This window comes from Nibricoccus aquaticus (genome assembly GCF_002310495.1).
Lineage (GTDB): Bacteria > Verrucomicrobiota > Verrucomicrobiia > Opitutales > Opitutaceae > Nibricoccus > Nibricoccus aquaticus.
In genome coordinates this window covers 2715264-2727171 of record NZ_CP023344.1, presented here as the reverse complement: position 1 = coordinate 2727171, position 11908 = coordinate 2715264, and the positions used below count along the sequence as shown (strand labels likewise).

General features: G+C 64.5%; 6 protein-coding genes. 1 reads left to right on the top strand and 5 read right to left on the bottom strand.

Annotated features, from left to right (window positions below):
- Positions 1–14: 14 nt before the first annotated feature.
- Positions 15–5915 (bottom strand): alpha-2-macroglobulin family protein, encoded by a 5901-nt coding sequence (locus CMV30_RS11060; protein WP_175414833.1) that lies wholly within the window; start codon positions 5913–5915, stop codon positions 15–17.
- Between the two features lie 216 nt (positions 5916–6131).
- On the bottom strand, positions 6132–6653 hold the full coding sequence (locus tag CMV30_RS11055; protein ID WP_096056080.1) for a YchJ family protein: 522 nt from the start codon (positions 6651–6653) through the stop codon (positions 6132–6134).
- Positions 6654–6812: 159 nt separating this feature from the next.
- On the opposite strand from CMV30_RS11055, the gene CMV30_RS11050 reads away from it, so the two are divergent.
- Positions 6813–7046, top strand: coding sequence for a YgaP family membrane protein (locus CMV30_RS11050; protein WP_175414832.1), 234 nt, complete (start codon positions 6813–6815; stop codon positions 7044–7046).
- Between the two features lie 27 nt (positions 7047–7073).
- Here the strand turns inward: CMV30_RS11050 and CMV30_RS11045 are convergent, their stop codons facing one another.
- From CMV30_RS11045 to CMV30_RS11035, 3 genes are read right to left on the bottom strand one after another with little or no spacing between them, the layout of a single operon-like run.
- Positions 7074–7637: a hypothetical protein gene (locus CMV30_RS11045; RefSeq protein ID WP_096056078.1), complete on the bottom strand. Its 564-nt coding sequence runs from the start codon at positions 7635–7637 to the stop codon at positions 7074–7076.
- A gap of 9 nt (positions 7638–7646) precedes the next feature.
- Complete coding sequence (locus CMV30_RS11040) at positions 7647–9140, bottom strand: DUF1501 domain-containing protein (RefSeq protein WP_096056077.1); 1494 nt, start codon at positions 9138–9140, stop codon at positions 7647–7649.
- 37 nt (positions 9141–9177) lie between these two features.
- Entirely contained in the window at positions 9178–11853 is a 2676-nt protein-coding gene (locus CMV30_RS11035; protein ID WP_096056076.1) for a DUF1800 family protein, read from the bottom strand.
- Positions 11854–11908 lie beyond the last annotated feature (55 nt).

Genomic DNA, 11908 nt, shown 5'->3' with positions numbered 1-11908 from the left:
CCGACGCCCGGAGCTCACCGCGCTTCGCCTGCCTCGATCCGCAGCCGCCGCGCATCGCTGTTAGCCCGTACTTCCGGCGCATACATCGCCTCAGCCTGCACCGGCAGCGCGCGATAATCGCCCCGGTGTACCGCCCGCAGCCCGAAACGGATCTCCCAGTTTCCAGCATCCAGCCGGTCGATGAAAAACACGCTCTTGTCATCGTGCTCTTCCCGGTAAATCGCCTCTTCCCCATCCGCACTCATCTCATCACGGCCGCCTGCACCACTCACCGCCAGCGCCGTGCCCGACTTCCCGATACGCACCAGCCGCGCATCCCAGCCGCTGAGCGGATTGAGCGGCTCACACCCCGCCGGCTTCGGCACTTCCACCATCACATACTCCAGATCGTTCGGCACGGTTAGCGCGACACGCGCCACGACCTGCTCTCCTTCCATCGCGCTCCCATTTACCGGCTGCGCTTCAGGCGTGAAATGTAAAGTCCCCGCCAGCGTCGCCCGCGCTTTTTGCCGGTCAAACGTCCGCCCCGCCTCCAGCAAATGCCCCGCCGGTTTCACCGCCTCGCCTGTCGCCCAAGCCGACATCAGCGCCAGCCCGTACACCGGCGATTTTCCGCCGACCCGCCGCAACTCCACCTGATTTTCTCCCGCCTTCAGCGACGATGCCTCCAGCGTCACAGCCGGCCCTTCCAGCAACGACGCGCGATCCAGCGTCACCCGCCGCACCACTTTCCCATTCGCCACGATCTCCACGACCGCATCCGGCTCCGCCTCCCGGCTCACGCTCAGGAACCGCGACAGCGCCAGCACCGCAAACGCCGTGTCGCGCGTATTGCTCCAGCCGCCGCTCCCGCGATTGAGCACCAGCCAGTTTACCGCCGGTTCGATCAACACATGCCCCGGCTCGCTCTCAAGCAGAGCGAGCAACGTCAGCGCCGTCGTCTCCACCGAGCCTTCCGACGCCCGCCAGTAACCACGCTCACTTCCCCACTGCACCGTGTCGCCAAAATCCCCTGACACTACCCGCGCCGCACCGTTCTCCAGATTGCGCAACAACACCGCGCGCTGCCCCTCCGTCCCGCACAGCTTCACCGCGAGCAACAGACACGCCCGCCCCGATGCCGACAGTTTTTCGCGCTCTTCATAGAGCCGCGTAAACACCGCCTTCGCTCCCTCAACCGCCTTCGCATCCATCTCCTTGCCCACCACCCGCACCACTGCCGCTAGCGCCCACGCGACCGTGTCGTTGATCTGCCTTTCGTGCTTTAAAAGTTTTCCGAGCGCGTCGTTCGTTTCTTCGCTGAGTTTTTCCGGCACCTCGACTCCTGCCTCGTCCGCCAGTGCCAGTCCCCACGCCACATACGCGGTCATCCAGAGATCCGCGTTCTTCTGCCCCGGCCACCAGCCAAACGATCCGTCATAACTCTGCGCCGCCACCAGCCGCGCCAGACTCTGCGTCACCACATCGTCGAGCTTCGCAAATCCCGCGGTCTTCTCGCGCCGCGCCGCCTGCTTCGCCGTTTCGCGCGCCAGCATCCGCCGCTTGATCGTTGCCTCGTCAAAACCAAGATCGCTCAACATCTTCTTCACGACCACCACCGGCAGGAACCGGCTCATCGTCTGCTCCACGCAACCATACGGGTACTCGATCAGGTACGGTAGCGCATCGAGCACCGCCGCCGCCCTACTCGGCGATAGCCTCAACTCCACCTCCGTGCGCGCCGCATCGAGCGGCACGGGCAACTCCACCGACAACCGTGCCGTCTTCTCGCCCGCGCGCAGCCTCACACTCGTCGCCGTCTTCTGCTGGATGCCGTCCTCCATCACCGGCACCGACAACTCCATCGCATCGCCCTCCGCCGGCGTATGAGCGCTCAATGTCATCACCGTCGTACCCGGCTGTTTCGCCTGCACGCTCCACGTCGTCCGCGTCTCCCCATTCGCCGAAACCGCCAGCGCCGTCCGCTCAGCCTTTTCCCTCTCCGCCAACCGCACCGCATCCCCCGCGACCGCAATCGTCGCCTCCGCCTTCGCCTCACTCGCCGTGCGATTCACCAGCATCCCCGTCGCCGTGCCCATGTCGCCCGCGACCAAGAACCTCGGCGCGCTCAGCCGCGTCTGAAACGGCAGCGTCGTCTTCGCAAACGCCGTCGCCGTCCCGAACGAGTTCCCGTCCTTGCCGATCGCATACGCCGCCAGCCTCCACTCCGTGAGATTATCGGGAAACGTAAACGCCACCCGCGCCTCGCCCTTCGCATCCGTCTTCACCCCCGGCGCCCAAAACGCCGTCGAAACAAAATGCCTCCGCAGCGTCACGACCGGTTTCGGCTCCGCCCCAAACACCTGCCCCAGCACCGTCGAAGTCGGTTCGGGCCGGGCTGGTTTCTCGATTATCCCATCCGATCTCGACGACAAATCCGCACTCACCACCCGGCTCGAAGCCCCCTCCGTCCCACCGCTGCCCGCCGTGACCGACATCGCCCCCATTGATCCACCACCTGCCCTCCCGGCGGGGATGCTGAACGCATTCAAGATCACCTCATCTTCACCGCTCGTCACCGCCTCATAAAACTCCAGCCCGCGCCGCGGATCGGCCAGCCGCACCACCCACGCTTTCTTCTCCCACCGGCGGCTCGTGGAAACGCTGCATCTCACGTGCCCGTCGAAACCCAGAAACGCCGGAACGCTCTCCCGCTCCTTCGAGAGCAATTCATTCACCGCTTGATCCGACACACCCAGCGCCACCGTCGCGCTCACCGGCCGCCGCTCGTGATCGCTTGTGCGCAGCGTCACTTCTCCGCGCGAGCCTGGACGCAACCCGTCCGGCACTCCCACGATCTCCGTGCGGATCGTCTCCGCCGGATGCCTCACGGCAAACGTCGCCTCCGTGCCCGCATAGTAACGCTCCGCCCGCGCCGTGATCAGCCGCGCCTCACCCTGCGCACTGAAAAGCGGTGGATCGTCGAACGTCACCAGCGTCACGCGCCCCTCACTCGTGAACGCCTGCGTCCGCGTTTCCTTTTCACCGCTCACCGCGAGCCACCCCCGCCGGATGCCTTCCGGCATGATCACGAGAAACCGCGGCTTCTCTCCCGCGCCGATATCGTCCGGCGCGATCAACCACTCTCGATCCGGCTTCAACGCCAGCGTCCGCGTCGCCGCATCCACCGCATACACGAGCGCCGGCTTGCCCGCTTTTTCCCAAAACATCCGCTCATCCACCGCCACCACGCGCCCGCTCTCCGCATTAAAATCGAAATGATAAACCCCCGCGCGCGGCACCGTGAACGTCACGCTCGCCCAACCGTCCGCTCCCGCCACTGGCGCTTCCGTGGCCACGACACCCGTCTCCGTCTCCGCGTGGATCTTTTTCCAAACGCCCGGCAAATCCGCGCCCGCCGGCAGCTCCAACATTTTCCGCGCCTCGATCAATGCCCCGCCCGTGACCGCCCGTCCCTCCGGATCGAGCCACACTTCCTGCCAGCAGCTCTCGATCAAACTCACTTCGCCCGACACCGGCGCCGGTTTCCCCCGCGCATCCAGATACCGGAAACGCAGCGTCATCTGCTCTCCCGGCGCGACCACGCGCGGTTTTTCCCCGCCGGCGATTTCCAATCGCAGCCCGGACTCCGTCGCGACCATCGCCTCGCTCCCGCGCATCTCCGGCAGACCTGCCGGCTTCACCGTATAGCCCGGCGTAAGCCAGAACACCGGCGGCAAAAACTCCGGCAGCTCCACGGAAAACGTCGCCACGCCCCCGGCATCGGTCACGCCGCGAAACGTCTTCCGTTTCATCTCCGCCACCCACGCATCACGAACACCACGCTCGTCCTCATTTTCCCTCTCCAAAGAAAACACATCTGGCCTCACGCCAAACTCCACCGGCGCACCCACGAGCGGCCCGCCCGAAAAATACTTCGCACTCACGCGAAACGTCATCTGTCCCCCGCGCCGCACCGCCATCACATCGCCCGCCAGATCCAGTGAAACAAACGCCGGCGGGGGCAGGAAACTATCCACCGTGAAAAACTCCACCGTCTCCACCTCCTCAGCGCCCTTGAACAGCGACAACTCCACGCGTCCCGGACGCGTCCCCACGGGGATCGCGATTTCCCCCGTCATCGCGCCATCCTCATCCCACGCCATCTCCAGCGACGCTCCGACCGGCACATCGTCCAGCAGCGCCTTCAGCGTGAGTTTTCCCTCCGGCTTCACGAAACGATGATCGCGCCGATGACGCCCGATGAGTTTGAACGGCACCGTCTCGCCCGGCCGGTAAAGCTCGCGCGGCAGAAACAAATCGAGATGCAACGCATCGCCCTCCGCGTTCCCATCTCCGCGCCAACTGCTGTAGGACTCACCCAACATAACCGGCCCCATGCCCTCGATCACCAGCGTCGCGGTCTGAAAATGTTTCAGCCCTGTCTCACCGAGAACGAAACGCCCGTTCGCATCCGCTGTAAGCGTGATCGGATCGCCCGGCTTCTCATTTTTGGCGCTTCCCAGCCACGCTACCGCACGAGTCATCGGCGCGACCGGCGCGTATGCCTTGCTGTCATAGCAAAACAGCTCCCGGCGATTTTCCGCCAGGGTCACCATCGTCCCGGCGACACTGCTCACGGCGAACCGCCGCACCCGGTAACGCCCCAGATCGTCTCGCACCGCCAGCACGTACATCCCTGGTGCCAGCGCCTCGGGAATCTCCATCACTCGCGTCTGCCACAGATGAGCCGGGACATCTGCCGTGAGTTTCAGCTCCCAGCCCAGCACCTTGTCCTGCTTCATCGGCAGCTCCGCCATGCCCTCGCCATGCACCCCCTGATGGATTTTCGCCCAGTCAGCTGGTGAGAGTCGATGCACCTCAAATCCCATCTGTCCCACATACGCCGCTCCCACCGTGAACCGCACGCGCTCCTCAGGACGGAAAATATCCTCAATGGAAAATTCCACATGCCGCTCGGTCCACGTGATCCTGAGATCGTTCAACTGCTTCAGTGCCGGCTGCCGCAGCGGTTCCTCCACCGGTAGCGCAGTGAGCGCGATCTGAAGCCGCTCGATCTCCACCAGCCACGCCGGCAGATCGGGCCGCCGTTTGGCATCGGGAGTCAACCGCCCGTTATCAGCCCGCCACAAAAACTCCCGCGCCTCCGCCAGCGGTTGAAACACCGTGCCCTTGGCTGCCTCCAGCGCATCCGCGTACAACCGCGCGCAACGCTCGCTGGAGACAGCTTCCTTCGCCGCAAAATCCGCCGTCCGCACCATCCAGCGCGCCCGCGCCACTGGATCGGCGATCACCCGTGCCGCCTGCATGCGATGCTGCATCAACCGCTCCCGCCAATCAGCCGTGGGCTCGAAGTATCGGTCATCGAGCTCCGTGAGCCGGCCCAAAAACGCCGCATACCGCGCCGCCGCAGCCGGCGTTTCCGGCTGCGCTGCGAGATACTCCGCCACCGCCAGCTCATCGGTCCCCGGAGTTTTATAGTTCCGAAAGTGCCACGGCTGGGCCCGTTTTGCAGCGGCCAAGCTCTCTATCACGGCCACCCAATAATCGTCGCGCTCCGAAGTCTTCGCATAAGGCGCAAGCAGCTTTTCAAACGCCACCACCACATCCGCATACTCACCGTGTTTCTGCGGCACGCCACTCCGCCACGTCGCATCCAGCACCCACAACTCGCACCAGCGCTTCGCCTCAGCATCCGGCGCGAACGGCAGTGCCGCCGCATACGCCTCGCGCGCCAGCGCCCAGGATTTCTCCGCCGCGCGCTTCTTCGCCTCAGCGAGGCGCGCATCGTACGCGGCGCGTTTCTCCCCGGCCGTCTTCGGCGCGGGCTCCGGCGCGAGGCCGAGGGTTTGCGCGCTCAGCGGCGCGAACGACAACAACACAGCGGCAGCAAACGGCAGAAGCGAAAGGCGCATGGGGAAAGACGCGGAGGGGTTTTCGACGGGAGCCAGGCCGGAATGGCCGCCTCCCGCGAATGACGAACGCATCACCTGTTTCTTAAAGCCCGCGAAAACCGGCGAGCGGATAATCCCGAAATCTTATTCACCGCCCTGGAGACGCGGCGCATCACCGCGTCTCCTCTTTCTCAAGCCCCACCGCTCGCTGCGCGCTCGCGGCTACACAGCCCGGCCTCAGGCTTTCGCCAGGCAGCACTGCTTGTACTTCTTCCCGCTGCCGCACGGGCACGGATCGTTGCGGCCGACTTTGACCGCCGTCTTCACCGGAGCCGGACCCTGGCGGATCGGGCGGTTAAAAATCCAGGCGCCATTCACGCGGAGAAACTCCGACTTCTCGTGCATCGCCTTCTCGCCGTCACCTTCGCGGTAGTACGCGGTGAAATCGACATACGACATGTCCGGCTTCACCTCATGCTCGTGCGAGTGGATCACCAGACGCGTCCACTGCATCGGCTCGCCCGTCTCCGCTTCGGCGACATACGGCTGGCTCGCGGTCGGCACGTACGTGCGGTGCAGATGCGCCTCGTCGCCGATCACGTGCGCGGTGAAACGCGAGCGCATCACTTGCTCCGCCGTCGTCGCCACCCGCTTCTGCTGGATGATCGGCTCGCAGCATTCGCCGAAGGTTTTCCCACTGCCACACGGGCAGGGCGAGGTGGACGTGATGGCAGCGCGGGCGGGACTCGTTTGACTCATAAGTCCGTCAACCAAACCCGCGCGCGCGCCGGTGGCGAGAACCAAGCCATCGGCATATCCGCAGCCGCGCGCGGTCCAGATATGCCCAGCTTCGGGCAAACCCTGCGCAGCGGAAACGCCTCCGGAGGCGTACCCTTTCGCATCAACCTAATCCACCCCATGAAAACCAACGTAGGCTCCTATGACGCCGGGGTTCGTTTCCTCCTCGGCAGCGCTGTCCTGTTTTTCACCGTCAATGGTCTCGGCTGGTGGGGCCTGCTCGGCCTCATCCCGGTCCTGAGCGCCGCGTGCGCCTTCTGTCCGATCTACTGGCTGCTGCGCATCGACACCGCCGCCCGGGAAGAGGCGTACGAGCGGGATCATCCGCACGACCCGCCCATGACTCCGCACTAAACACTCCGCGCCACGCGCGCCCCCCGCTCACGCGCCCGGATCGGCCACCGGGCCCGAGACCGCTGGCGACGAGGCGCTCACCACATCGTCCGCCGTGAACAATGTTTTGTCCGGCCCCGCCGAGCGCACGTCGATGCGATCGTTGGCCACCGGATGAAAATGAAACGGCGTCCCCCAGCGGTCGCAGAGCAAGCCACGCGCATTGATCGCGGCATGCGTGGACGGGATGAACGCGAGTTCGAGCGGATTGCGGCCCGTGAGCGCGCGCGTGATCTCTTCGTTGAAACCCAGCGGCGGCACGGCGGCGGTTTTGAGCAACTGCTGCATGTTCTGCACGAGCCCTTCCACGATGCGCACGTCTTGAAGCGCCGTCGTCTTGCTCGAATTCAACTCTGCGTACGCCGACGGATCGGCGAGCGGCAGCGTCGCCGGCCCAAGATCGGGCGCGGCCGAGCCTTCGAGGTGAACCACCGGCACCGGGCCGCTCTTCTTCGGCTCAGATTCGCGACGAGGACGTAGTTGCACGATCACAGCCGTGACCGCGAGCAGCAGCGCGGCGACTACTGCGATGGAGATGAGTTTGCGGGACATGCGCTCCGATCACGGTTTCATGAAGCCGACCGGACGCGTACCGCTCGGTGTGTAGAAGTTTCCGATACGCGGCAGCACCGAGCTGAGACTGCCCGGCGGCACACCCAGCCAGAGCGCCATGTCGGCAAAATATTCATCGACCGAGAGCGCGGGAAGCGTGACGCCGCGACTCGTGACGATCGACGGACCGGTGAGCGTGAGGTCAGGATACGCGCCGTAAACGAGACCGCCATTCACCGCGCCGCCGAGGACGAAGTGATTACCACCCCAGGCGTGGTCGGAGCCGTTGCCGTTCGAGGTGAGCGTGCGGCCAAAGTCGGACGCGGTGAAGAGCGTGACTTGGTTTTGCGAGCCCACTTCTTCGAGCGCCGCGTAGAAACAGGTGAGGCAGCGGCTGACGACATCGAGCATCCGGGCCTGGGCATCGATGACCTCGTCGTGGTGATCCCAGCCGCCGTAGCTGACGAAGAACGTCTGGCGGCGCAGTCCGAGTGCCGCGCGTGCGGCGACTGAGCGGACAACCATCTTAAGCTGCGCCGCGAGCGAGCGGGCGGGATCGTTCGCGAGCGTGTAGCCGGCGGGTGTGCCGGTGTAGCCGGTGTCGCCGGGAAACAGCGTCGTGAGGACGATGCTGTTGACCGAGGCGCTGAAGAAAAGGCCGGTGTCGATCGAGTCACGCATGTTCGAGGAGAACGTGCTTTCGAGGAGATTCTGGTACTGCTGGCCGAGCAGGCTGTTCACGGCGGCGGTGCGCGTGGAGGTGCGATTGGTGTCACCCAGATTCGATGCGTTGCTGTTGTTGTAGTCGCTCAGTGCGACCGCGCCGGAGGAGCTGACGCTGTACGGGAAAAGCGTGTTGCCGCTCTGCCAGACATTATTTCCCGAGAGCGATGTGTTCATCGAGATGCGCTGATCGTTGCTCGTCGAGTGGAGCAGATCGGCGGCGAGCCCGGCCCAGCCGATGCCGCGGGTCTCGGTGGAGACCGAGGTGTGCCATTGCTGCTGCTGGTCAGAGTGGGAGTAGAGACCGCGCGGCAGTTTCGCACCCGAGCTGTTGTACTGCGTCTTCGTGATGCGCTCGTTGAGCGTGCCGACGTTCGCAACCATCGCGAGTTTACCCTGCGTGTAGAGATCGCGCAGGCCGGTCATACTGGGATGCAGGCCTAGCAACATGCCGGAATTTCCGAGCGAAAGAATCTCACTCTGGCTCAGCGCGAGACCGCCGGGATTAGCCGCATCGTCGTGCAGGCCGCCACGCGTGGTCACGTAGGCGGCGTGCTCGGTGCCGCAGGGCATGAGCATGTTGTAAGAGTCCTGGCCGCCGGCGAAGAAGAGACACACGAGCGCGCGGTAGTCATCGGTATTGGGAGCGGCGGGCATGGACTGGGCGGCGGCGCTGCTGGCCATGCGGAGGTTGAGGAGCGTGGAAAGAATCGAGGTGCTGCCGACAGCAGCGCAGCTGGCCTGGCCGAGAAAGGCGCGGCGGTTGATGGGTTGGCTCATGGCGGGAAAGGGACGCGGGTTAAAAAAGCGGGAAGGTTTATTTGAGCACGCAGGCTTCGGGTGAGATGGCCACGAGGTAGGCGGCCATGCGGAGGCGGTTGATCGCCCGCGTGGTGCGGGTCGTGGGATCGGTCGTGCCGAGCGGATCGTCGATGCGGCGGACGGCTTTCGTGATGATCCGAAGGGTGTTGGTCGATAGCTGGCCGGCGGCGAGGATGCGATCGAGTCGGGCGACGAGGGATTCGGGATTGCTCGTGGCGTCATCAATCCATGGCGCAGTGTCGATGACGCAATCGAGCGTGGTGTTTGCGGTGCCATCGATGTTCGTGGCGGCAGAGACGTTCATCCGGAGCAGCGTGGTGTTGTGAATGGAGTTATAGAAACGATTGGGCGAGGTGATGCCGGTGACGCCGTTGGTGATCTGGAACTCGGGGCCAACGAGGCCTGCGTTCTTCAACACACCGAGCGGCTGATAGTCGGGTGAGTAGAAGTTAAACACGCTGGGCGAGCTGTAGGGGCGCTGGAGGAAATCGCCGTCGATGTTGCGAAACCCGCGGTAGCGGCCGTCGGCAGGAACAGTGCCCAGCGCGCGGGTGAGCGCGGCGTAGCGCAGATAGGGTTCACGCTGGAGGCCCTGATCGGGCTCGGTGAGCAGCGAGAGCGAGCGGGCTTCGGTATCGAGCAGGATGGCCTTGATCACCGCCCGCATGTCGCCACGCACGCCGGAGCCGTTGTTGGCGAAGGCGGCGGCGACACGGCCGATGTAGGCATTCGTAGGATTGGAGGTGACGAGGCGCTGGATCAGCAGGCGCGCGATGAACGGGCCGGTGTTGTTGTGATTGGTGAGATTGGTCATCGCGGCATCGACATCGAGCATGGTCGCGGTGCCGGTGCCGCCCGGACTGGCGGTGCGGGCGGGAAGCACCAAGCCGTTGAGCAGGGTCTTCGCGGCGAGGTCGTGGTAGGCGTCAAAGCCTTTCATCGGCTCCCACATCAGCGCGTTTCCGTCGGTGAAGCCGACGGTGTCAATTACGGTGAAGTTCGTGGAGCTCGTGAACTTTTTGCTGTAGCTCAGGCCGGTGAAGACGCGGGCAAAGTTGGAGATGTCTTCGTTATCGTAGGTCGGGATCGCCTGGCCGTTCCCGTCGAGTTTGCGGGTGCCATCGGGGTTGAGTTCCCAGAGGCCGATCGAGAAGAGCTGCATGATTTCACGCGCATAGTTCTCGTCGGGGTAGATGTTGCGCGAAGGGTTGGCCTTCTGGTTGCGCAGGTGGCTGAGGTAGATGCCCATCGTCGGGTGGAGCGAGACGGCTTTCAGCAGATCGCGGTAATTGCCGAAGGTGTTTTCGAGCAGCTTGTCGTGATAAGCGGCCATGCCGCGCGGGCTGCCATCGAGTGTCTCGACACGGTCCGAGATGATGCATATCTGGCTGATCGCGTGAGCGACGCGCTGGCGGAGCGGATCGGACGCGCCATCGGTCGCCATGGCGCGGCGCCACCAGACTTCGGTGCGGTCGCTGGACGTCGCGTTGGCGGGTGTGGCGAGCGCCTGGTACTCGGCCTGCCAGGTATGCACGAGCGGCAGGTGATAGTTGGCCGCGCGGGTGAACTGGTCGTCGATCCAGCCGGAGAACCCGAGCTGCTTCACGCGGGTAATCTCGCCCTCGGTCGGACCGAAGGTCGCCTGCGCGAGGAACCGCGCGGCTTCTTCATCGGAGATCGCGCCACCCGTGGCGTCGGCGAGGTTGATCGTCGCGACAGTCGCGGAGGGAGCGCCCGCGAGTGCAGTGCCCAAAATATAGCCGGTGCCGGTTTGCAACGTGACCGTGATCGTCTCCGAGCCCTCGACGTCAGCGTCAGCCACGGGCGTGAAATTCATGAGCACTTCGCTCACGCCAAGCCCGAAGGCCACTGTGCCGCTCGCCGGGCCTTGGTAATCGGTGCCCGCCGTGGCGGTGCCGCCGATGGTGTAATTAACGGTGATCGCGGTGAGCGGGAGCGCATTGGTGCCGCCACTGCGACGGAAAACGATGACACCGGGATCGGCCCAGTTTTCCGACATGTACGGATCGAGTGCGGCGACCGTGACCGAGTTGTCGTTGGTCGCGTTCGCATCGGTCGCGAGAAGCAGCGCCTGGTTGGCGCGATAGAAATCCGTGATGGTGGTGCTGCCATAACCATCGGTGTTTTTGCGCGTGGGATCGAGCCCGAGGCGGCGCTCATCCCAGTCGAAGAGACCGTCGCCGTCTGTATCGAGATCGTCGATCTGCACGCGGAAGAATCCACCGGAAGTCGAGCCGGCGTTGAACGCCGCCGTCATCTGCCCGGCGCCGCCGGTGTAGATGCCTGCGGTAGTCCAGACCGCGCCGGCGCCAAGGGTCGGCGAAGTGAGGACGGTGTACTGCTTGTCGCCGGGATTGACCCACTTGATCTGCACCTGGCCTGCGCCCGACTGCATGTTCATCACCGGGCGGGAGTTTGGATCGAGCGGGTTGGTGCCGGCCGCGCTCTCTTCGAGATTCGTGAATCCATCGCGATCAGTGTCTGCGGCGGCGGAGACGTTTCCCGTCCCATACTGGAGCTGCCAGATGTCGCTCAGCTGGTTGGCATCGCGATCGAGGATGGCGGATGCGGTGGCCGGGAAAAGCAGCGCACCGAACGCTGCGAACAAAGAGGCGCGGGCAAGTTTCGCGCGGAGATTAACGGGGCACATGGTGATGACGGACGAGACGGAGAAGAGTAGGAAAACGTCCTGCCCGTGAAAGGGC